At 40.2% G+C, this 23,456-nt stretch carries 22 protein-coding genes; 11 read left to right on the top strand and 11 right to left on the bottom strand.

Annotation, left to right across the window (positions count from 1 at the left end; genetic code table 11):
- Positions 1-99: 99 nt before the first annotated feature.
- The 3 genes from PAARA_RS17795 to arcA all read left to right on the top strand — a co-directional run bounded on the left by PAARA_RS17795 (position 100) and on the right by arcA (position 3,062).
- Positions 100-1,725, top strand: a complete 1,626-nt coding sequence (locus PAARA_RS17795; RefSeq protein ID WP_062570339.1) for an ATP-binding protein — start codon at positions 100-102, stop codon at positions 1,723-1,725.
- A complete protein-coding gene (locus tag PAARA_RS17790) occupies positions 1,722-2,240 on the top strand; it encodes a YfiR family protein (protein ID WP_062570338.1) in 519 nt (172 codons plus the stop codon). The genes PAARA_RS17795 and PAARA_RS17790 overlap by 4 nt, the downstream gene beginning before the upstream one ends.
- 105 nt (positions 2,241-2,345) lie before the next feature.
- Positions 2,346-3,062 carry a two-component system response regulator ArcA gene (gene arcA / locus PAARA_RS17785; RefSeq protein ID WP_062570337.1) on the top strand — a complete coding sequence of 239 codons (717 nt, stop codon included), beginning with the start codon at positions 2,346-2,348 and terminating at the stop codon, positions 3,060-3,062.
- 6 nt (positions 3,063-3,068) lie between these two features.
- Here the strand turns inward: arcA and arcB are convergent, their stop codons facing one another.
- A complete protein-coding gene (gene arcB, locus PAARA_RS17780; RefSeq protein ID WP_062570336.1) occupies positions 3,069-5,396 on the bottom strand; it encodes an aerobic respiration two-component sensor histidine kinase ArcB in 2,328 nt (775 codons plus the stop codon).
- A 174-nt stretch (positions 5,397-5,570) separates the two neighbouring features.
- Between arcB and folE2 the strand changes: the two genes are divergently transcribed.
- The 4 genes from folE2 (at position 5,571) to PAARA_RS17760 (ending at position 8,949) form a co-directional block, all read left to right on the top strand.
- Positions 5,571-6,491, top strand: coding sequence for a GTP cyclohydrolase FolE2 (folE2, locus tag PAARA_RS17775; RefSeq protein ID WP_062570335.1), 921 nt, complete (start codon positions 5,571-5,573; stop codon positions 6,489-6,491).
- A gap of 77 nt (positions 6,492-6,568) precedes the next feature.
- A complete protein-coding gene (locus PAARA_RS17770; protein ID WP_062570334.1) occupies positions 6,569-7,162 on the top strand; it encodes a DUF2726 domain-containing protein in 594 nt (197 codons plus the stop codon).
- Between the two features lie 124 nt (positions 7,163-7,286).
- Entirely contained in the window at positions 7,287-7,994 is a 708-nt protein-coding gene (gene mtnN / locus PAARA_RS17765) for a 5'-methylthioadenosine/S-adenosylhomocysteine nucleosidase (protein ID WP_062570333.1), read from the top strand.
- A gap of 1 nt (position 7,995) precedes the next feature.
- Positions 7,996-8,949 (top strand): cobalamin biosynthesis protein CobD/CbiB, encoded by a 954-nt coding sequence (locus PAARA_RS17760; RefSeq protein WP_062570332.1) that lies wholly within the window; start codon positions 7,996-7,998, stop codon positions 8,947-8,949.
- Positions 8,950-9,002: 53 nt separating this feature from the next.
- Here PAARA_RS17760 and tyrS read toward each other — a convergent pair whose 3' ends face one another.
- Positions 9,003-10,202: a tyrosine--tRNA ligase gene (tyrS, locus tag PAARA_RS17755; RefSeq protein WP_062570331.1), complete on the bottom strand. Its 1,200-nt coding sequence runs from the start codon at positions 10,200-10,202 to the stop codon at positions 9,003-9,005.
- Positions 10,203-10,600: 398 nt separating this feature from the next.
- Here tyrS and PAARA_RS17750 point away from each other — a divergent pair, with 398 nt between their 5' ends.
- Positions 10,601-11,917 (top strand): peptidoglycan DD-metalloendopeptidase family protein, encoded by a 1,317-nt coding sequence (locus PAARA_RS17750; protein ID WP_062570330.1) that lies wholly within the window; start codon positions 10,601-10,603, stop codon positions 11,915-11,917.
- A gap of 100 nt (positions 11,918-12,017) precedes the next feature.
- On the opposite strand, the gene hrpB is transcribed toward PAARA_RS17750, so the two are convergent.
- Positions 12,018-14,438: an ATP-dependent helicase HrpB gene (gene hrpB, locus PAARA_RS17745; protein WP_062570329.1), complete on the bottom strand. Its 2,421-nt coding sequence runs from the start codon at positions 14,436-14,438 to the stop codon at positions 12,018-12,020.
- 242 nt (positions 14,439-14,680) lie between these two features.
- On the opposite strand from hrpB, the gene PAARA_RS17740 reads away from it, so the two are divergent.
- Entirely contained in the window at positions 14,681-14,878 is a 198-nt protein-coding gene (locus PAARA_RS17740) for a CsbD family protein (RefSeq protein WP_062570328.1), read from the top strand.
- Positions 14,879-14,919: 41 nt separating this feature from the next.
- Here the strand turns inward: PAARA_RS17740 and PAARA_RS17735 are convergent, their stop codons facing one another.
- Positions 14,920-15,300, bottom strand: coding sequence for a hypothetical protein (locus PAARA_RS17735; protein WP_062570327.1), 381 nt, complete (start codon positions 15,298-15,300; stop codon positions 14,920-14,922).
- A 66-nt stretch (positions 15,301-15,366) separates the two neighbouring features.
- Here PAARA_RS17735 and PAARA_RS17730 point away from each other — a divergent pair, with 66 nt between their 5' ends.
- Both PAARA_RS17730 and PAARA_RS17725 read left to right on the top strand, forming a co-directional pair.
- On the top strand, positions 15,367-15,906 hold the full coding sequence (locus PAARA_RS17730; RefSeq protein ID WP_062570326.1) for a hypothetical protein: 540 nt from the start codon (positions 15,367-15,369) through the stop codon (positions 15,904-15,906).
- Positions 15,907-15,930: 24 nt separating this feature from the next.
- The gene (locus tag PAARA_RS17725; protein WP_062570325.1) at positions 15,931-16,212 is read left to right on the top strand and encodes a hypothetical protein; all 282 of its coding nucleotides are present in this window, start codon (positions 15,931-15,933) and stop codon (positions 16,210-16,212) included.
- Positions 16,213-16,317: 105 nt separating this feature from the next.
- On the opposite strand, the gene PAARA_RS17720 is transcribed toward PAARA_RS17725, so the two are convergent.
- The 7 genes from PAARA_RS17720 to fliF form a co-directional block, all read right to left on the bottom strand.
- Positions 16,318-16,854: a DUF6795 domain-containing protein gene (locus tag PAARA_RS17720; protein ID WP_062570324.1), complete on the bottom strand. Its 537-nt coding sequence runs from the start codon at positions 16,852-16,854 to the stop codon at positions 16,318-16,320.
- A 166-nt stretch (positions 16,855-17,020) separates the two neighbouring features.
- Positions 17,021-18,061, bottom strand: a complete 1,041-nt coding sequence (locus PAARA_RS17715) for a GGDEF domain-containing protein (protein WP_062570323.1) — start codon at positions 18,059-18,061, stop codon at positions 17,021-17,023.
- Positions 18,062-18,325: 264 nt separating this feature from the next.
- Complete coding sequence (locus PAARA_RS17710) at positions 18,326-18,736, bottom strand: hypothetical protein (RefSeq protein ID WP_062570322.1); 411 nt, start codon at positions 18,734-18,736, stop codon at positions 18,326-18,328.
- Positions 18,726-20,081 carry a FliI/YscN family ATPase gene (locus PAARA_RS17705; RefSeq protein ID WP_062570321.1) on the bottom strand — a complete coding sequence of 452 codons (1,356 nt, stop codon included), beginning with the start codon at positions 20,079-20,081 and terminating at the stop codon, positions 18,726-18,728. The genes PAARA_RS17710 and PAARA_RS17705 overlap by 11 nt, the downstream gene beginning before the upstream one ends.
- Positions 20,074-20,706: a FliH/SctL family protein gene (locus tag PAARA_RS17700; protein ID WP_062570320.1), complete on the bottom strand. Its 633-nt coding sequence runs from the start codon at positions 20,704-20,706 to the stop codon at positions 20,074-20,076. The genes PAARA_RS17705 and PAARA_RS17700 overlap by 8 nt, the downstream gene beginning before the upstream one ends.
- A 5-nt stretch (positions 20,707-20,711) precedes the next feature.
- Positions 20,712-21,743, bottom strand: a complete 1,032-nt coding sequence (locus PAARA_RS17695; protein ID WP_228074418.1) for a FliG C-terminal domain-containing protein — start codon at positions 21,741-21,743, stop codon at positions 20,712-20,714.
- Positions 21,721-23,448, bottom strand: coding sequence for a flagellar basal-body MS-ring/collar protein FliF (gene fliF, locus PAARA_RS17690; protein WP_062570319.1), 1,728 nt, complete (start codon positions 23,446-23,448; stop codon positions 21,721-21,723). The genes PAARA_RS17695 and fliF overlap by 23 nt, the downstream gene beginning before the upstream one ends.
- Positions 23,449-23,456 lie beyond the last annotated feature (8 nt).

Here is a 23,456-nt window from a genome sequence, read left to right as displayed (position 1 = left end):
GTGACTAAATATTTTTCCTAATATTTAGTTACTTTCTATTGTCTTTGCTAGACTAAACAGTTACTAATAATATAAAAAAAGCTTGGCTTAATAAGGCATATGTCAATATTCAAAAGACAAACAAGTATTCGCAAAGCATTGACTAATGCTGTTATGTTAGTCACAGCATTATGCTTGTCATTGTCGATCTCAATTTCGACTTATCTTGATGTCAAAGAACAAAAAAGCCTTATTATTGATAAAATAACGATCCTCTCGAAGATTGTCTCTTATAATGCCCAAGTGACTGTGCTATTCGACGATAATGACACAGAAACTGAACGCTTAAAGTCATTTGAATCTGTGCCATTAATCAAAAATATTCATATTTACTCTATTGATGAGTTATCTAACGAGCCCGTCTTCTTTAGTAGCTTTAATGCCAGCAAAACGCCGCCAGTGCCCATTAAAGTCGGCAGCATAAATGAGCTATTAGAGCCTCATATAAAAGATAAGGTCATTGAGCTCATTACCCCCATCGTTTACGAAGGCAACACCATAGGCTACGTGTATGTGCGAGGTGGATTAGACAGATTAAACCAATACATCAACAGAAAAATCATTATTGATATTTTTCTGATACTTTTTGTCTTAGTGTTGGTGTATTTTGTCGCGCGTCAAATTCAAAGGCGTATTGCAAACCCAATTGATGAGCTCAGTGTGTTGTTGCAAGATGTGTCAAAAAACCATAATTACGAAACACGGGCGAAAAAGACAAATATCGATGAAATAAACCAACTTGCTGCTAGTTTGAATATCATGCTTGCTCGCACACAAAAGCAAATTGAACGTCATGAAAAAGATAAGCAAGAAATAAAACAGCTCAACCAAAGTCTTGAAGAAAAAGTTAACCAACGAACAATAGCCCTACGCGAGGCAAATCAAGAGCTTCTTAATACCCTTGAAAGGATGCACCAGTATCAAAACCAAATTGTTGAAAATGAAAAAATGGCTTCGCTTGGGCAAATGGTTGCGGGTGTTGCCCATGAAGTAAATACCCCTATTGGACTGGGTATAACTGGTTCCACCCTATTACGCGATAAGCTTGCAGAAATTTGTACAGAGTTTGAGCAAAAAACCTTAACCTCGACTCACTTAAAGCGTTTTATTGACGATGGCATTGAAAACCTCGATCTCATTTATCGAAACCTTAATCGAGCAGCCGAGCTCGTTTCAAGTTTTAAAAAGGTCGCTGTGAATCAAGATAGTGAAAGCACCTCACAAGTTAATCTTAATAACTTATTAAGTGATGTGGTACTTTCCATGCGTTCAGAAATACAATACCGCAACCCTAAAATCACAATAAACTGTGATAAAGAACTTAATATTGAAACCAAATCAGGGCCCTTACAGCAAGTTTTACAGCAACTCCTAAGTAACTCGGTGATCCACGCATTTAATGATGATAAAGACAACGAAATCACCTTCAACGTACAAAATAATGAATCAAACTTCACTATTCATTATTTTGATAATGGCATCGGTGTTGAGAAGTCCGTAAAAAAACGTATTTTCGATCCATTTGTTACCACTAAGCGTGGTGAAGGTGGCAGTGGTTTAGGCATGCATTTAGTTTACAATTTAGTCACTCAAGCGCTTGGTGGCAGTATTGTGTATGACGAGTTAGCGCAAGATGGGGCACACTTCATTATCACCTTACCAAAGAAAGAAGGTGACATACGATGAGAAGTATTGTTTTTATATTGCTGTTGCTTTCATCGTGGTCGGTTTTGGCTAAATCTCCTGATCAAGTTAAATCTGCTTTTTTGTTTCAGATTGCAAAGTTTGTCGAGTTTACCCACGATGATATAACCCGCCCTATTTCATTTTGTTTTTATGACTTAGAGTACGGACCAGGTGCGTTCCTAAAAGATAGAAATGAACTGCAAATTAACAAAAAACCAATCAAGGTTATTTTAGTGAAAAAAAGTCAGCAAATTTCTGAACTTTCTCAGGTTTGTGATATCACATACGTTGATGAAACATTAGAAAATGATATACTTCCACTTTGGACCGATACAATTTCATTGGATACTTTAACCATAGGTGAAAGTATCAGTTTTTTAGAAAACGGCGGTATAGCCTCTCTGGTTCAAGAAGGAAATAAAATCCGACTGTATATCAATAAGCAGCACGTATTGCAGCAAAACTTTAAAGTGCAATCTCGATTGTTAGCTATGGCTAAGTTTTATCCAAATTGATTTTACTTGTTAACAATTGGATCTAATCCTATAATCTCTAGTATTCGGTTTTGCTTGGTAATACCGAATTTTTGTAAATAAAATTTCCGAAAAGGTTAATATACAATGCAAACGCCAGTCATTCTGATCGTAGAGGATGAAGACGTAACTCGACTAAACCTCGTTAGTTTATTTGAAGCTGAAGGTTACAAAGTTATTGAAGCCATTGATGGCGATGATATGCATGACAAGCTTACAAATAATGATGATGTGAACCTTGTAGTTATGGACATCAATCTGCCAGGTAAAAACGGGCTAATTCTAGCACGTGAGCTACGCCAAAAACGCAACGTTGGTCTAATTTTCTTAACAGGTCGTGACAACGACGTTGACCGCATCTTAGGTCTTGAGATTGGTGCTGATGATTACATCACAAAACCATTCAACCCACGCGAATTAACAATTCGTGCGCGTAACCTTATTACACGTACAGCGCTTGGTGGTGAAGAAACTAACCTTGAAACAAATGGTGTGATTACATTTAACGGTTGGGAACTTGATGAAAACAGCCGTTGTTTAACATCGCCAAGTGGTGATGCTAAACGTTTACCTAAAGGTGAATACCGTGCACTGCGTCTAATGCTTGACTCTCCTGGTCGTATCTTCAGCCGTGAGCAACTTATTAAGCACATGACAGGTCGTGAGCTGCGTGCTAATGACCGTACTGTAGACGTTACTATTCGTCGTATCAGAAAACACTTTGAAAGCGATAACAGCACATCTGAGCTGATTAGCACCATCCATGGTGAAGGCTATCGCTTCATTGGTAAAATCGACAGCTAATTAGAATTAGCTTTCTAACTGTTGTAAAAATGATTGGAGGGCGTCACGCCCTTCATTTATTTTAACTGCTAAAACATCCAGCCACTGTTGTAACTCTTCACTACTTTGTTCAAGCGCGCCGTGTTCCATCTTCTTCGCGTGTAACTGCACATCATTTAAGCCCACAGAGCCAGCCGCACCTTTTAGTTTATGCGCAACAGACTTATATTCTTCTCTATCATCTGATGCCAAAGCATCTGCAAGCTCTGTTTGATACTGCGGGTTCAACTTATTGAATAACTCACAGCTACGATTAAAGATAACTAAGCCCATTGAACCAACAAAGTCCTCAATCGTTTCTATATCGAGTAATTCAACACGAATACCCGATAAGTCTTTTTTAGTCACGGTTTTGATTAGCTCAGGCTGACAGTTTTGTTGCTGCTTGATATCAAATAGCTCACCGAGCATTTTATCAAGTTTCGTGGTATTAATCGGCTTAGCAAGTGCTCCTTGAATGTTAATACCAGCAAGCTCTTCTTCAGCACTACGAACGTTTGCGGTCAACGCGACTATAGGTAGGCTATCAAAATGTTCATCATCACGAATTTGGCGAGCTACTTCATCGCCATTAATATCAGGTAACTGCATATCAAGTAACACGAGATCTAAATCATCTTCGGTATAAACGAACGACAATGCATCTTCACCGGTTTCCGCCCAAATAACCTCATGACCTCGTTGCTCAAGTAAGTTCGTAGCAATTTCAGCATTAAGAGGAACATCCTCAACCAACAAGATATTTAAACTACGCACGGCATAGCTTTTCTCTGTCGGTGCAATACAAAGCTTAAGCGGTATTTCCACCACAAATACGCTTCCCTCGCCCTCTGTACTACTCACGTGGATTTCGCCTTTCATTGCAGTTACAAGTGCTTTTGTTACCGCTAGACCAATGCCCGAGCCGATTGCATTGGTACCATTCACATCTGGCGCTTTATAATACATATCAAAAATACGATGTAGTTGCTCTCGTGGGATCCCTTGCCCAGTATCAGTGACTCGCATAACAAGCCACGGACCATCAGGACGGTTTTCTCGGCGGCACTCAAGCTCAACATGACCTTGCTGGGTAAACTTCACCGCATTATTAATTAAATTCCAAACAACTTGGCGTAAGCGAGTTGGGTCGAGCGACGCATAAACATCCAGCGTGCCTTTACGTTTAATATTAAACTCAAGCCCTTTTTGCTCAGCAATAAGACCTGCAAAATTCACTACATCGTTGATAAAGTCAGCGACATTCACAGAATCCGTGACAATATCTAATTGCTCACGATCAATTTTGTCTAAGTCAATAATGTCATTAAAGATATTACCAAGCGTTTCGGCACTAGAAAAAACAGTATTACACCAGCTACGCTGCTGCTTATCGAGCTCAGTATCGAGTAACATACGGGTTAAACCAACGATACCGTTCAAGGGAGTTCTTAGCTCATGACTTAAGGTAGCAATAAATTTCCCTTTATCTTTATATGCCGCTTCAAGTGCTTGAGCAGCCTCTTTACGGCTAGTAATATCACGGCCGAAAGCGAGCAAACCAATGTACTCACCCTTTTCATTGATAAACGGTAACTTACGCATCTCAAACCACCGTTTTTCACCATCAACAGGGTATTCAACATCCAAGGTAAGTGCTTGGTGAGTTTGTGCTACCTTTTTATCTGTACACAATACTTCAGGAAGGTAATCACTAGGGTAGATTTCTTCAACGCTCTTCCCTATTAACTCTTCACTACTTTTACCCATCACTTGTTCAAACATTTTATTACAGCCTGCAAAAACACCATTGTTGTCGCGGTAATAAAATAAATCGGGTGAGGAGTCGACGATTGAGCGCAGTAACATCCCTTGCTGTGCCAGCTCTTGCTGTGTTTTTTTACGCTCTGCGATTTCACGCCTTAGCTCTTCAATTGCTCTGTGCTTTGCATGAAAAGCCATTTTACGTTCATCAATCTCTTCATTTAAACGACTGATATTGTCTTTTAGCGTTTGGTTTAACAGCTTTTCTTGCTTAGTTGCACTATCTAAATAACTGTAAGAGGCTTCTAACTGACGAATTGAGTTTAATAATACAGAAATTAAAAGTGGCGATACGACAGCGGTAAAAAACATCACCGCAAGAACATCAACCAAGGTAACAGTGCCCACTGCCACGTAATAAAACATACATGACAAAATTAATGACATGACTAACAATAAGGCATAACAAACTGCGGCAGTTTTAAACTCACCATATTTAGAGATCAAGCTTGAGAGTGTGCGAGCCCACGGACTCAAAGACGAATCAATCATAGATAAAGCTTAGGCACATAATTGAAAAAAAACAGCATAGTTAATTTTACCACTATTCCTTTAGAAATATTCATATTGTGCGATAAACACAGAATTTTTTCATCAACGCCGATTTTTTATATTTTTTCATGTAAACTACCGCGCTTTAATAACTGCAAAGAAATGAGTATAACCATGCAAACCACAATGCCTGACATTGCTGATACAGCACCTGCTTTACAAACTGGTAAATTAGACTGGGTTGGCATGGGTGAAATTGAGCTCCCTTTTATTTTTGAATCTCACAATATTGCCCCTATAAATGTGATTGCCAAGGCACGTGCTTTTGTAAACTTATACAAAGAAGATGCCAAAGGCATCCATATGTCGCGATTATTTTTGGCGCTTGATACCTTATCGACTGAGCAACACGTTAACCCGCAGACATTAGCACAAGCACTCGATGCTTTTATTACTAGCCATGATGATTTGAGCGACCGAGCACAAATTGAGTTTAAGTTTGAACTGCCGCTGCGTCGTAAATCACTGTTAAGTGGCAAAGTTGGCTGGAAAAACTACCCTATTCATCTTATATCAAAAATAAACCAAGGCACCTTAAGCTTTGAATTAATGGTTGATGTTACTTACTCATCAACTTGCCCATGCTCAGCGGCCCTTGCTCGTCAGTTAATTCAAAATGCCTTTGCTGAAAAATTTACTGACAGTCAACTTGATAAACAAGCTGTCCATGAGTGGCTTGGCAGCACAGAGGGAATAGTAGCAACACCACACTCACAACGTTCGATTGCCAATGTAAAAGTGAAGCTTGATAGCAAGATTGAGAGCTTTGATGTTGTTGGTTTAATAGATGCCATTGAAAGCGAACTGAAAACACCAGTACAAGCGGCGGTAAAACGTGAAGATGAGCAAGAATTTGCTCGCTTAAATGGTCAAAACCTGATGTTTTGTGAAGACGCTGCCCGTAAAATTAAAGCCCTGCTTGAGGCACAAAGCTACGCTGATTATTGGTTGCAAATCAATCACTATGAATCTTTGCATGCACATGACGCCGTTGCCATTGCGGTAAAAGGTGTTGCCAACGGATATACCGCTTAATTCAGTAACTCCTCACAACTTAGGCACATAAATTGCTAATACAATTCAGTGTCAATTTGTTGTTGTGGAGTTACCAGATGGAATTCGCTTTATTATCAATTTTAGTTTTAGTCGTAGGGGCTTCTGTTGTTGCGTCAAAGTATACAGATGATGGCGGAAACCCATACCCTTTCACTCGTAAACAAAGTGTATTTACACAAGTAGAGAGTGCGTTTTTACACCTTCTTGAACGTGCAGTTGGCGATCAATATAAGATTGTAAGTCGTGTTAAACTCATCGACTTAATTGACTGCAAACAAGGGCTTTCGCCGAAAGCTAAACGTGCTGCTATTACTAAAGCCAAAAACAAGCAATTAGACTATGTCTTAATTGATAAAGATAAGCTCACCATTGTTGCCGCAGTTGATCTTGTTAATAACACCAACAAGGATGGGCACAAAGCGCAGCGTGATTGGTTTGTAAGTGGTGCGCTTGAAGCAGCAGGTATTCCACATATCCGCATGAAAGTAAAAGCGGGTTACCAACCTAAAGAAGTACGTGATGCGATTATGTTTAAACTTGGTAAACCTAGCGCAGCGCCACTAAGGCCCACTCGCAACCGCGTAACAAAACCAGCCGTGTTGTCGCCTTCTCAGGCAAAAGCTCACTCAACAGCATTGGCAGAAATATAGCGTGTCATAATTTTGGCAAAAGCAGACTTTAAGTCTGCTTTTTTGTTTTTACACTTGCTGAATTCTCGTAACTACTCAAGGTTGGGTATATAATCACCCTATTCAATCTAAGGAAACAAATATTATGCATGTTGGTATTATTGGCGCGATGGAGCCTGAAGTAAAAATTTTACGCGAAACCATGGTTAACCCAAGTGTCATGACAAAAGCTGGATTCACATTTTATACAGGTGAGTTAGCAGGCCATACTGTTACACTTGTACAATCAGGCATTGGTAAGGTTGCTTCTGCAGTTGCTACTACGCTTTTAATTGACAACTTCACTCCAGATTGTGTGATTAACACAGGTTCAGCTGGCGGCTTTGAGGCTTCTCTTAACGTGGGTGATGTCGTTATTTCATCTGAAATTCGTCACCACGATGTTGATGTAACAGCCTTTGGTTACGAAATTGGCCAAGTACCACAAATGCCAGCAGGTTTTGCTGCACATCCTAAATTAATTGAAGCTGCTGAGCAAAGCGTAAGCCAAATCAGCGATGTAAAAACCATGATTGGTCTAATCTGTACAGGCGATTCATTTATGTGTGATCCGGTGCGAATCGATAAAGCACGTGCAGACTTCCCAACCATGCTTGCAGTTGAAATGGAAGGCGCAGCAATTGCTCAAGCCTGTTACTCACTAGACACTCCTTTTGTGGTTATCCGCTCTATGTCTGATATTGCTGGTAAAGAGTCTCCACAATCATTTGAAGAGTACATCGAAACTGCCTCTATTAACTCATCTAAAATGGTTGTTGCTCTACTAGAGAAACTAACGTCGGTGAGTTTATAAGGTGATTGCAAGTTTTGTTCAAACCCATTTGGACATTATTGTATTTTTTATAGCGCTCCTTGCTGAGCGCTTTTTCCCTTTAGTAAGCTGGTATCACCCCAATACATTGCTGAGTGTTATTTTTTCTTCACTTGGCGATCGCCTTTACGATCAACATAACCCAAGAAGCTATCAGTATTTATCGTCGATACTTGCATTTACGCTTACAACTTTGCTGATTGTCGTACTGGTCATGTTGTTTTTAGAGTTTGCCTTTTATCCTGAGCTGCTCAGCGGGCTAATTCTTTACTTATTACTCAATAGCCGCGGACAAGAAAAGAAGTCACTTCGAATTGCGCGCTTAGTTAAAAAAAATCAGAAAGCGGCTGCCAGAGAATTACTCTCAGGTTTAGTTGCACGAGATGTATCTCGTCTATCAGCTCCTGGGATTTGTAAGGCATGCATGGAGTCTTTGCTGCTACAAAGCGCACGGCAGTATTTTGCCGTGATCTTTTTTTACTTAGTCGGCGGCGCAATAATATGCCTGACTTACCGTTTATTAACCCTTATTCACCAAGCATGGCGTGAAAAACAATTACCTGACAGCCCTTTTTTACTACCCATTGCTAAACTGTTATTTGTACTTGAGTGGATACCTATTCGACTCCTAGCCATTACACTTGCAGCAACAAATGCGAGTAAACAAAGCCTGCATTACATTAAACATTATGGACGCCATTTTTACCAAACTAATACTGGCTGGCTACTCAGCGTAAGTGCGGCATCACTGGGTGTGCAACTAGGGGGGCCCGCTTTATACAAAGGTGTGCGCTTTAATAAAATGCGTGTAGGTACGGAGCGATTACCCAGTGCAGATGACATTCCAATTCTTATAAGCCGACTAAATCAGGCTAAAGCATTTTGGCTACTATTTATCATCTGTATTGAGATAATCACATTTCTAGCTTTTGCTTAACAAATACAAAAAAACCAGCCGAGGCTGGTTTTTATAATACGCCCTATTAACGCTTAAGCGACGGTGATTTTAGCAAACTTACGTTTACCTACTTGGTAAATTTCAGTACTGCCTTTAGCAACTTCAAGCTTAGTATCTGTTACTTTTTCTTCACCATTAATTTTTACAGCACCTTGTTTGATCATACGCATAGCCTCAGACGTACTTGCAACAAGATTAGCTTCTTTTAATAAATTAGTGATAAATACAGTGTCTTCAGCAATTGTTACTGTTACTTCTGGGATCTCATCTGGTAATGCATTTTTTTGAAAACGCTTAATAAAATCTTGATGAGCACCTTCTGCCGCTTCTTCACTGTGGAAACGAGCAATCATTTCTTTTGCTAATTCAATCTTAATGTCGCGCGGGTTTGCACCGTCAGCAACACGCTGTTTAAGAGCTGCAATTTCTTCGATTGATAATGCGCTTAATAAGTCATAGTAGCGCCACATTAGCTCATCGCTAATAGACATCACTTTACCAAACATATCGTTTGGCTCATCAGTAATACCAATGTAGTTACCTAATGACTTAGACATTTTCTGAACGCCGTCAGTACCTTCAAGCAGTGGCATCATTAGCACTGTTTGTGGTTTTTGACCTTCATCTTTTTGTAGCTCTCGGCCCATGAGTAGGTTGAAACGTTGATCTGTACCGCCAAGCTCAACATCTGCTTCTAATGCAACTGAATCCCACCCTTGTACCAGTGGGTATAAAAATTCGTGGATAGCAATTGATTGACCACCGGCATAACGCTTTTTGAAGTCATCACGTTCTAGCATACGTGCTACTGTTTGACGCGCAGCCAGTTTGATCATACCTGCTGCACCTAAGTTTTCCATCCAAGTAGAATTAAATGCAACCGTTGTTTTTGCAGGATCTAGAATCTTAAATACTTGCTCTTTATATGTTTCTGCATTAGCAAGTACATCTTCACGAGTTAACGGCTTACGCGTCACATTTTTACCCGTTGGGTCGCCGATCATGCCAGTAAAGTCACCAATAAGGAAAATAACCTCATGACCTAAGTCTTGAAAGGTTTTCATTTTATTAATTAAAACTGTATGACCTAAATGCAGATCAGGCGCCGTTGGATCGAAACCCGCTTTAATTTTAAGCTTTTTACCAGACTTTAGTTTTTCAACTAATTCGTCTTCAATTAATATCTCTTCTGCACCGCGTTTTATCTCAGCTAGAGCGGTTTGTAAATCCACTGTGTATTACTCCAAAAATTCAGCTTACCGGGCGTGGTGGCCTATCAGGGTTAAAAATAGAGCTAAAAATGATTAAATTTAGCAAGTTAGCTCCAGAAAAGCTGCACCAAGAGCAAGCCAACTTAAGTATTTTAAGCATCAGCTTAGTGGAGCAGCGCGCGTGATTGTTCTTTATACCGCGTTATTGCATTTTTATGAAGGTACTTTAGTTAACTAATGCATATTTAGCTTAACATCAGACATATGCTGCAAATTTAACCAAAAAAGATTAACACGCTGAGCAATTCTAGCGTAAAATAGCGCTAGTTTAAATCTACAAAACACTGGTATTTGCTCTATTTTAGGTATATCCTGCAATATTAGTAATTAATTTTCTTGACAGCAGAAAAAGGCACGTTATGGTTCACGTAGTGCATAAACTCCCCAAAAAACACAAACTGCTTATTCTCGGTTTGGTTTCTGCTATTATCGGCTTAGCATTATTACCGTCAGAAAAAGCCACCGCTTCAAAGGATAACAGTGCCGACGCACTTGAAATTGGCAAACGCTACGAATTACAAGTTAAAGTTGATGATAACGAAAAACTAACTGAACTAAATTCAGAGCAAGCAGCTGCTAAATTACCAGAATACGACCTTGTCGATCATCAAGTACGTAACGGCGATAATCTAGCACTTATTTTCAAACGCGCGGGCTTTTCAGCGCAAACATTACATAAACTAATCAACACAAATGCCGAAACGCGTAAATTAACCAAAATTCACCCTGGTGAAATTTTGAGTTTTGCTACAGCTGAAGACGGTTCTCTTGCACAGCTTCGTTATGTAATTTCAAAAACCGATACTCTGTACGTTACTTTAAATGATGAAGGTAACTACGACACGGCAATCGATAGTAAAGAAATCGAAACCTTAAGTAAGTCGGCCGGTGGCGAAATCAGCAATAGCTTTTGGACCTCAGGTATCGCCGCTGGGTTAAGTGAACGCCAAATAATGAATTTTGCTGACATCTTTGGTTGGGATGTTGACTTTGCTAACGACATTCGTAAAGGCGACCAGTTTGGTCTTATTTACGAAGCGCATTATGTTGATGGCGAGTACATAGGCGACGGCAAAATAATTGCCGCTGAATTTATCAACCAAGGCGAACGCTATTCTGCAATTCGTCATACTGATGGAAACTTCTACACACCGGAAGGCCGCAGTATGAAAAAAGCATTCTTACGTGCCCCTGTTAACTTTAAATATATCAGCTCAAGCTTTAATCCGCGTCGCTTACATCCAGTAACGAAGACTGTTAAGCCGCATAATGGTATTGACTACGCTGCTCGTACGGGGACACCGGTGGTTTCTGCTGGTAATGGTAAAGTGGTTAAAGCTGGCTACAGTAAGTATAACGGTAACTATGTATTTATTAGCCACGGCACTCAATACGTGACTAAATACTTACACTTGAACAAAAAGCTTGTTAAAACAGGTCAAAAAGTAAAACAAGGTCAAAAGATTGGTACCGTTGGTGCTACAGGTCGTGTTACAGGCCCTCATTTACATTATGAATTTTTAGTAAATGGCGTTCACCGCAATCCTAAAACAGTTAAACTGCCTAAGTCAGAGCCACTACCACGCGATGAGTTAGCTAAGTTTAAACCAATTGCCGACAACTTCTTAGCGCAGCTTGAACGCAATCGTGAGCTACAACTGGCACTTAACAAGTAATCGCTAAAGTTGAATAATTAAAAACCCCAGTAACTAAGTTACTGGGGTTTTGCTTTATAACCACACTGTTCCTCTGAATTAACACATAGTGCGAGTTAGATTACATCTTGCTTTTTACTTTGTTAGTTGCCTGACTTAAAGCTGGGTTATCTGGCCAGAAATGTTTGGGGTAACGACCTTTCATCTCTTTCTGTACTTCTTTATAACTAGTTTGCCAGAAATTCTCTAAATCTTGAGTGAGTTGTAGTGGCCGCCTTGCTGGCGACAATAGCTCCATTAGAAGGGGTAACTTGCCCTGTGCAAGCAAGGGTGTGCTAGTCATGCCATAAACTTCTTGCATGCGTACACTCAGCTTTGCAGGTCCATCAAGCTGGTATGTAATTCTCACATTTGAGCCACTGGGGACGGTTAAACGCAGCGGCAACAACTCATTTAATAAACTCTGCTGGTGCCAATCAAAACAATTTTTTAAAGCTTCACTGTAATTAAGCTTTTTTAATTGCTCTACGTTTTTTATCTCATCAAGGAAAGGTGCAAGCCACTGATTATTAGTCGTCAATTCGTCACGACTAATAACTGGAAATGACTGCGGCAATAATTTGCTCGCTAAGCTCATTCTAATTAGTAATTGCTCACTTTCACTTTGCTCATTAAATAGTGAAAAACCTTTTTTATTGAACAAATTTAGCCATGCTTTAGTGCGCTCGGCTTTATCAAGAGGCTGTTTACTTGGCTGGCTTGCTACTGTAATCGCCCCTAGCTTTAGTTCCTCTTGATGAATAAAACGTCCAGATTTTTCATCGTATTCACAGCGAGTTTGCTCTGAAAATAAATGCCCTAACTGATCTTCAAGTTCATCTGGTAAAAATGCGACTGCCGCAAATATTCGACTTCCTTTGTGGCCGCCCATACTGGCAATAGCAAGATAGTCATCGTTATGCCAAAACTCATCACTTAAGTCGGCCCCCGCGCCATTGGCGAGCAAATAGCCGTTGCCACGCTTTTTCGCTAAGCGATCTGGAAATGCAAAAGCCACCAGCAAAGCAAGGTGCTGCATATTTAACTCACGCACTGCCTTCAAGTTTAAACGTGATAGCCAATAATTTAATTGTTGCTTAAACAGTGGATGAGGCTTTGTATGCATGCTGTGAAGTGCAAGCTTAAGATCAGCAGGTATACTCACACGACTCTCAAGTAGCGCCACTAAGTATGCAGCGAGTTCATAAATTCTCGGCATACTTGCTTGAAGTTGCTTAGCCTTAATAAGCATATGTGATAAACGAATATCCGCCCCAAAACTAAGCATTTGGCTACCAAGTTTTGTTAGCTTTTCATTTTCATCAAGCGCTTCAAGCATTTTTAAAAGTGCTGTGGCGTGTTTAATTTGCTGTGGGCTTGGTGCATCAAGAAGGTTTAGTTCAGTAATAGCTGCGCCCCACTGCTTAGTTTCAAGCAGTAGTTGGCTAATATCACTTGTTAGAATTTCTGGGGCGTCATGGCTGTTACGACGTTCAAACGTTTGTTTACTACCTAGGCGATATACCACACCAGCTTCTAAACGCCCTGCACGGCCTGCACGTTGTACCGCAGAGGAACGAGAGATGCTTTGGGTTACAAGTTCAGTTACGCCAGTTTTTAAGTTGAAGCTGGCTGCGCGGCGCTTACCGCTATCGACAACAATACGGATCCCTTCAATCGTTAAGCTAGTTTCGGCTACATTTGTTGTCAGCACGACTTTTCGCTTACCTTGTTGTGCAGGAGCTATGGCTGCTTGTTGCTCTCCTTTGCTTTGTTCACCAAATAAAGTAAACACTTCGCAATCATCAGCAAGATCGTTCAATGCCTGTTTTACACGTAGAATTTCTCGCTGACCGGGTAAAAACACCAAAGCACTACCAGTTTGCTCATTGAGTGCTTGCTTAATAACCGCAGGAATATCCTCTAACCATCGGCTTTCATCTTTAAGTGGAACATAAATTTCATCAATTGGGTAACTTCGCCCTTCAGATGATATTATTGGGCAATCAAAAAACTCACTGTACCGCTCACCGTCTAAGGTGGCCGACATGAGTAAGATTTTTAAATCGTCTCTAAGGGCCGCTTGCGTTTCAAGCGCAAAAGCGAGGGCTGTGTCTGCGGCAATCGAGCGCTCATGAAATTCATCAAAAATAAGTAAATCGACACCGCTTAACTCAGGGTCATTTTGTAGCATCCGTGTCAGCATCCCTTCTGTCACAATTTCCAGCTTGGTTGCATTACTAGTTTTTGATTCACCCCTAATGCGCAAACCAACACTTTCGCCAACGCCCTCATTTTGTAAAGACGCCAAGTATTGAGCAATGTTACGTGCAGCCAAACGCCTAGGTTCAAGCATAACAATCCGCTTGAAGTGGCCTGCTTGCATCAGCGTTAATGGCAGCCATGTTGATTTACCTGCCCCTGGTGGCGCTTGCAGCAAAGCCATAGGGTTATTTTGTATCGTCGTTAACAATGATTGGTAAATATCTTGTACGGGCAGCACGTTTCTTTCTCTTACTTTATTTTTAGCTATTGTAACAAAAAACAGCCGACGACAATGACTCTCCCTTGCAAGAAAAAATTACAGGGTTTTATAAATAACTAAGAACAAATTGCAGTAAAAAATAAACGCCTTATAGATAAAAACAATTATTTACAATAATTTCAACAGGTTAAACAATTTAACGGTATGGCATATCAATTGCTTTTATTAAAATGAATGTTTAACAAAGTAAGGAGATAATGATGAACAGCGATCGTTTAGAAGGCAATTGGAAAGAGTTAAAAGGTAAAGTGCAACGTAAATGGGGTGACCTTACCAATGATGATTTAGATAGAATCGAAGGTAGCCGTACAGAGCTTGTTGGTAAAATCCAGCAAAAATACGGCAAATCGAAAGAAGAAGCAGAGCGTGAAGTTAATGACTTTGAGAAAAGCCATTAATTTTGCAGCCTAACAAAAGCCGCCATCGGCGGCTTTTGTACTTATTTTGTTAGTGCAATTGCTTGGCCTGCAAGAGAAAACACATTTTTAAGCATTAACTTTAAAATATGCCTGATAGATGCATACGTAAACGAGATTGCTTTGAATGGATAGCCACAAAAAGCCAGCATGTAACCTAAAATTCCCTTCACATCACTTGTATAATTTTTAGAGAGATCGATGCTGTCGGTTAATGCTTTAGCAATTTGATCATAGACGGTAAGCGTATTCGTGTAGTGGTTTTGTATCGCATATAACTTACCTGTATCACGTAAATATGTGATTAATGCAGCGCCTATTTTTCTTGCCCATCTTGAAGTACGGCTGCACTCTAATCGCTTATCATAATCAAGCCTGACTTCTTCTTGAATTAACCTTTCCATTCTGTTCATTATTTGCACAAGACGTATAAATATGGGAACATGGAAATCTTAATCAAGGATGTTTTTATGAAAGCGACGCATTTACAAGCAGAGAATAAGTATCAAAAATTTAGAACGGAAGCTTTAGCTAGAGCTAAGAGTTTTCTACCCAAATATTTGAAAGATAATATTGATTTCAGGGGGATCGATAAAGAAGCTCTGTTAATGGTTCAAATGTGGGAGTCTCACCCTCAGAGAAAAGATCTTCCTTGGTCTTTTTCTCAAGGATACAAGAGGTGGGCTTTTAGACACCCAGATAGACTCGATTTATCGATTTGGTTAGGTGAAACTTTATGCAGTCTAGCAATAGGTTTCCCTACTAAAACAGGTGAATCAATGCGACTTGATGTAATCGAGAAAAATCCCTGTGAAGTAAGTATACTAGATAAGCGTATTTTTGATCTTAATATTGTTGCCTTTCGAGCATATGCCGATTTGCTTGGTGCTCGGAGAATAAAAATTATGCGTCCATTAAACGATAAGTTAATTAGTTTTTATCGTAGTCGTGGCTTTATTTACCAAGAAAGTAATGGCAGCAACCCTGAACATCTTTGGATGGTGCTATAATTATTTATAAACGAGGTGGTAGTAATGACAAATAAAGTAAAACTTGTATACAACAATAGGAAGAATGTTCGCCCACCTGAAGGTAGCCCAGAACTCGCTGATTGGTTAGATGAGCGTGCAAAACAATTCTCTAATTTTATATTTGATGAAAGTAGAGAGCTCCCTGAACTGGATGAAAATACTAATTTTTTATGTGGTTCTTGGAGTTTTCTATATCAATCTGATGTTGAAATTGATGCTGAGAATGAGGTAATGGAAAAAGCTGAGGAAAAACGTAAGCTTAGCAAACTTAAAGTATTAAAGTAGCTTTAAGACGATAAAAGAAATATTTTTGTTCCATCAATAAGGTATCACAGTGCTTTTTTCTAAGTCGATAAAAGCTACAGAAGCATTTATTTCCCTGTATTAGAATTAATTGTCTTCATCATCAGATTCAATTTCCGATAATCCATAGTATGAGTCAAGATCTATAACTTCAAAGTCCTCATCCCAACGAGCTATACCACCAGCACTTAGTTTATAACCTTCGACTTCATCATTTCTGAAAAAGAAAGATACTTCTTCATCAGATATATCTGCTTTCAAACAACTTAATTTTTTAGCATATTCATTGCGATACCTTGTACCTGACAATCTCGATGTCCATAAGATATATTTAGTGCCTTCATAAAAAAGCGTTATGATTTGAGATGTAAAAAGCTCTGCAAATGGCACTGCGGGTTGGCTAGAGCGAATATTGGCTTCTGGAAAAGAAAAGCCGCCTTTGTCATCGGTAAATACATAGTTCTCTACATATTTACCGTCAGAGAAACAAAGTAACCTTTCTATTTTTGCGTTAATTAAAGGTTGGCCATTTTCACTCACTTGGCCTTTAACTTCGGGGCATAGGTGTACCTTGTATGCACCAAAATAGTTACCCAACTTCTTAAATGATTCTAAGAGTGACATTAAAAATGAGCCTCAAAACAGGCTGTGAACTTAACGGGAAGAAGATGTTGATGATATTCCTTATCTTCACTCACTATTCACATGCCCTTGTAAATAATGAGCACATAATACACAACTTAGTGATAAAAAGTAGCATCAGTAAAAATAATTGAGTCGGCAAGGCTTATTAGGCTGGCTCGTGTTTGGCCAAATCAGGCTCTGCAACTGTTTGGTTTTTACCTTGAGATTTTGCTTTGTATAGTCGCTTATCAGCAATATTTAAGCATTGATCAATACTGTCCACTAGAGTTCGCTGATACAAACCAATACTTAAACTCACATTGAAGGAATGCTTACCACTTTTAAATGTATTATTTGCGAGTTGTGTGTGTATTTCATCAGCAACGTTTCGTGCGCGAAGTTCATGCCCTTTTGGGATTACAATTAAAAACTCTTCACCACCCCAACGCGAATTTATGTCTTCATCGGTACACACTTTCTTAAAGATATCGGCAATAAAGATAAGCACTTCGTCACCCACTTGGTGACCATAGGTGTCATTCACTTGTTTAAAGTTATCAACATCAATTAAAAGAAACACGGCGCCCTCTGCAAAGCAACGACTTTGCATACACTCTGTCGCATAACGTCGGTTTGATAAACCGGTCATGGCGTCGGTGCGGGCCAGCTTTTTGTTTATTTTAAGCTGTGCTATGAGCTCACGACTGTACTTATTTCGGTAATACTCATAGAACGCGCCAAGTATACATAAAATTGAAAAGCACAGCATAACTCGTGTAGGAAAGTAATGACTTGGATAACTGTAATAACCCAGCTTATCCGTGTAATAAAAGAGAGTTGAAATCACACAAGCAAGCACGATTAAGTCTATCGCTCCACGCTTTAAGCCACGAATAAAAAAGGTCACAGGCGAGGCAATAAATAACCATAAAGGACCTGTACCATGATTACCGCCAGACACTATCAAAAAGCACATAATCGCATACAAGGTGTAAAGCATCAGAATAGCAATTGTATGGTCACGATTTTTGATTATAAACGGACTGGCAAATACACCCACAGCAACTACTAGCATAGCACTAAGAAGGGTGTAGCCATCTAAGTAACTAGTAATAGACATAAAAAAAGAGGTAACAGCCCCAATGAATGCAAATACACGTAAAAACCGTGCTTTATCTTGCTGACTTGCATTGACTGTATCGATCACACTTTTGCCTTGCGTTTATTATTGCTTATTCCTAAATAACTTTAACACAAATATCTAATAATGAAGGCGTAATACAGCTTTTCACATGCTAAATGCTTAACAAAAAGAATAAAGTATTAAAAATACCGGCCTTTTTGTTCATTAAGGCTAGGTTATTTTTACCTTAAACAGGAGCAAAGTTTCTATAAATTAACTACTTATAGCACTATCAAAACTGAGAGCTAGGCGAGTAAGAGGTTAGCCATGTTTATATGGCAGATTATTTTAACTACGACGAACGGCTGCATGCGCGACTAGCTCATCAAGTTGATTCTGATGCTGACGAGCCTGTTTTTGCTTTGTCTGATGTGCCTTTTTAGCAATTACGCCCTCTAACCCCTTCGTGAATGAAAGTTGTTGGATACAAGCATGTTGTTGACGTGATTGATCGCCTTGTAGCTGCGTTACTCGTTCGGCCTGCTGCTGCGATAGCCCATGCAGAATGTGTTTCATGCCTGCTAAATTTTGCAAACCAATTGCATTACCCATCTGGTTGTTTGTTTGCATTTCGTCGATAAATTGCTTTAGTTGGGCTAGTCGCTGTTGCTCTACTTCGGTTTGTTGTTTTAGAACTGCCTGCTCAGAGAGCATGTTATCAAGCTTCTCTTGTTGCATGTCTTTAAACTTATCTAGCATCATGTTTTCCTATTAACTGCGAAAGCTGTTGATTTGTAGTCGCAAAGTCTGCTTTTTCATTTAATGATTGGCATAAGAATGCTTCTATTTGTGGATACAAGTGTACAGCTAAATCCAATTCAGCATCTTTCCCTGCTTGGTAGGCACCAAGCGGTATTAATTCATGTACTTGTAGGTATCGACTGTAGAGCTTTTTAAGCTTATAACAAAAGGCAAGCTGCTCAGAGGAGACAATGTTAGGCATAACACGGCTTATAGATGCGCCAATATTAATAGCTGGATAATGACCTTTTTCTGCAAGCGTTCGGTCCAATACAATGTGGCCATCTAAAATAGCCCGCGCATTGTCCGCAATTGGGTCTTGCTGGTCGTCCCCTTCTGCTAATACCGTGTAGATCGCAGTCATTGAACCTTTACTTTTTTCACTGTTTCCAGAGCTTTCAACTAACTGAGTTAGCTTACTAAATACCGATGGCGGATACCCCTTAGCGACAGGCAACTCGCCAACCGCAAGGCCTATTTCTCGCTGTGCTTGCGCATAGCGAGTCAAAGAGTCCATCAATAACAGAACATTTAAATCTTGGTCACGATAAAAAGCAGCCAGTTGATGACTTAACTCCGCCGCTTTTGCTCGCAGAAGCGGTGAATCATCAGCAGGGGAAGCAATTACGATGGCCTTTTTGAGCCCTTCTGGACCAAGACTTTGTTCTATAAATTCTTTCACTTCCCAGCCACGCTCACCAACTAGAGACACGATTACAACGTCTGCACTGGTAAAGCGAGTCATCATGGCCAGTAGCTTACTTTTACCGACACCTGAGCCTGCAAAAAGCCCTAAACGCTGCCCTTTTCCAACGGTAAAAAGACCGTTTATTGAACGGACTCCTACATCCAAGGGTTCGCTCACCCCTTTACGCTGCAATGGATTTAAAGAGGGTTGTTTTTTTAGAACGCAATCAGCTCCTAAATCAACACGACTTAAGTTACCTAAATCATCTATCGGTTGCATTTGTGCATCAATTACTCTTCCGAGTAAAGACATATCAACCTTTATCGCTTGTGTATCAGCAACAGCTCTGACTCTCGCACCTGCGTATAAACCATCTGCTTTATTTAGTAGCATCAAGAACGCTTTGGTATCATCAAAACCAATCACTTGAGCGTCATTCCACGTGCCATCAATGCTCTCGACTTGGTATTTTTTTGCCATTAAAAACTGCCCGCCGACAGCTGTTAATGTCATACCATTGACTCTTACAAGACGACCGTAACTTTGGATTAAAGGCGGGGCTGTCAGCTGTTTTGTAGCAGTATTAAGAACATGAGATAACACGGTATTACTCATGAATAACTTGACCGTTTAGAAGGGCTGGCGTTATATCAGCAAGTACAGCATCTAAACGCTCTGAAAGAGACAAGCTATGGCTTTGCTCACTAGAAATAAGCTTTACACTGCCGCTTGCAAGTTGAGGCTCAAAACTCACTGTTAGGGGTATTTTATCAAAGCTTGAATCGTCAAAAAGGGCCGCATCAGCGCTAGAAAAAACAATTTCGTTAACATCATCTCGCCCTGCTAATAAATTGAGGGCCTGTTCGACTAAATCAATTAAGCAATTAGGCTGCAAAGTTAACTCACAGGCAATTACCTGCTCCGCGACCTTTGCAACTAACACACTAAGATCTTTTAGTACCTCATTAGACAGCAGATTAAGTTGTTGCTTTGTTTGCTGTGTTAGCACATCGAATTGTGCCAGCATTTGCTGCTTTAATTCTAGTTCACGCTCTTGTAGTAATAGTTCAGCTTGCTGCGAGACGCGCTTTTCTATATCAGCTTGTAGCGCCGCTTGACCTTGCTTTAATCCCTCATCATAACCCTTTTGCCAAGCAGCCTGCTCAGCTGCCTCGATACGCTGTTGAACACTCTGGTGCTGTTGTTCTTTTGTTAACGTTGGAAATTGATAAGCTTGCATAGCACTTAACCCGCGGTCTCTTCTTCGTATAGCTGATAAGTAATTTCTTCTCGCTTGCTCATATCACGTACAATGCTCATGATTTCACGACGTGCAGCATCCACTTTACTCACCGGCTGTGATGTTGTTGCTTCTAACTGCTGTTGATACACTTGCGCTAAGCGTTTTGGTAATGCCCCCAAAAGGCGCGCCACAATTTTTTCATCTGCGCCTTTTAATGCCATCAACCAAAGCTCGTCAGGTACGTCGTTCATTAATTGAGAAAGGGTCTCATCACTTTGCAGTAATAAACTGGCAAAGTCATACATACGCTCTTGTACTGCATCTGCCACTTGTAAATCATGCTTTTTAATAACTTCAATAATTTGGCTTTTATTGCCGTTATAACGGCTCATAATATCAGCGACTTTATCAACACCATTTACCTGAGAGCCGACTTGCTTGCCGACAAACTCAATACAGGCTTCAATGGTTAATCGAATATCATCCATCACATGCTCACTGACTTCTCGTAAGCTGGCAATACGGTATAATAGGTCTTCATGCTTTGCTTGAGGAAACAATGCAATGACAGCAGCGGCTTGATCCGCTGGTAAAAACGCTAAAAACAGCGCTTGCATTTGCACATGTTCATGCTCTAAGAAACGGACAATTAGCTCAGGTGGGATCCACTCTAAACGACGCAGATCGTCACTCATCGCGCCACCATAAATATCATCTAACATGCCACGGGCAAGCTTACGTCCAACGGCTTTATCAAGTGCTCTTTCAAGATACAGCCTTGATGCACCATTAACCCCACTTTCGTTACGGTAACAATCGAAAAAACTGGTGAGCGTGTCAGCTACATCATTTTTTGTAATGTTAGAAATACTGGCCATTCGCTCTGAGATTGCCTGTACCTCACGGCGACCGAGTTTACGGATCACACTTGCTGCATTTTCTTCGCCCATACTGAGCAGTAAAATAGCAGCTCTATCGAGTGACGCACGAGCAGGTGCTGACATTGTCACATTATCTTGATTTACTTGACTCAACTTCAACTCCTTGCTCTACCCAATATTTAATAACAGAAGTTACACGCTCGGTTTCTCGGCTTGCTAATAACTGCATATGTGCAATTTGCTCTTCAAAATCACTGCCTATCTTAGGCAACGAAATATTTTCACCTTCCTGCTCAGGCTGCTCATTTTTGCTATCTCGCTCAAGTGCGCCATCCAGAGGTGTACTTTGTCTTTCATAGGCATCGCTTTTAGCGGCGGCTAATTTTTCTTGCTCATTTTCACTTGGTGTTGAAGCTGTTGTTTTGCCTTTAATCAAATGATTTACCAGCGGTCTTACCGCAAAGAAAATAAGCATTAAGCTAATAAAAGTACCGAAAATGTAACGAGCATACTCTCGAATTTCAGGCATTTGCCACCATTGTAATCCGTCAGACGGTACAAAAGGTTTTGCTTCAACAAATGTAAAACTGGTGATATTGAACTGATCGCCACGCTGCTCATTAAAACCGGTGGCTGTTTTAACCATTTCGCCTAAAGAGTTTAGGCCTTCTTGGCTCCAACCTTCAGCTGTGGCTGCGGCTTGTTCATTAACAAGTACCGATACGCTCATTGAGCTTAAGCGTCCAACTTCAAAACGAGTATGGGTAACAGAGCGGCCATTTTCATATTCACGGCTACTTTCACTGCGTTCAGACACTCGTTCATTTTCAGCCTCTTCACCTTCTTGATCTGGCAATGGAGGTTGATTAGCCAGTGAACCTGGAATACCACCGGCAAATTGGTCTTGTCGAGAATCTGATTTAACCAATTCTTGCTTTAACACCCCTTGTGGGTCTACCGCTTCACGTGTTTCTTCAACAACGCTAAAATCAACATCTGTTGAGACCTGAATTCGAAAATTTCCTTCGCCTAAAATAGGCAGTAACATAATTTCAGCGCGTTGTTCTATGTTACGTTCAACCTTTTCGATAAATGCGAGCTTCTTATCACTTTCTTTACCAACGGGAGTGGTATCAAATAAATCACCCGACAGTAACTTACCGCGTTGATCGACTACTGATACATCTCGCGGGTTTAAACCTGGTACCGAGCCAATGATGAGTGAAATAATAGCTTCCACTTGTTCAGCTTTTAGCTCATGCCCTGGCGCTAAATCAACCATTACAGATGCAGCTGATTTTTGCTCTTCTCTGCCTATAAATAAGCTACGCTTTGGTATTGCTAAATGTACTCGCGCATTGCGAACACCTTGCATATTAATAATGGTGCGAGCAAGTTCTCCCTCCAAAGCATGTTGATATTGCATCGATTCCATAAACTGGCTTGTGCCCATCGACACTTTAGCACTTAGGTTATCAACGCCCTCAGGCATTGAAGCTTTAATACCACGTGCAGCTAGAGTGATTCGTGCGTCTGCTAATTTTTCTTGAGGAACTAAAATATTGCCTGTGTCGTTATCGATACGAAACACAATTTGTTCTTTATCCAATATTTCTAAAATATTGGCTTTATCATAACTTTCTTGGTTGCCGTAGAGTGGCACGTAGTTCTTTGCTGATGTCCACAAAATAACAACGATAGTTGCAGCTACTAACGTCGCCAATAAAGCGATTGTCGCGACATTTCTATCATGGCTTTTATTTGAAAAGTTTATTTTATTTGAGAAGTTTACGACTTTTTCACGTAGGTTTGTCTCCCCAGACATCGGCGGTACAGCTTTAGTTAATTCGCCTTTCATAACAACCT

Origin of the sequence: Pseudoalteromonas arabiensis (assembly GCF_001550155.1) — a bacterium.
Taxonomy (GTDB): Bacteria; Pseudomonadota; Gammaproteobacteria; order Enterobacterales; family Alteromonadaceae; genus Pseudoalteromonas; species Pseudoalteromonas arabiensis.
Note: the sequence above shows the minus strand (reverse complement) of the source record. Positions and strands in the feature narration are given on the sequence as shown.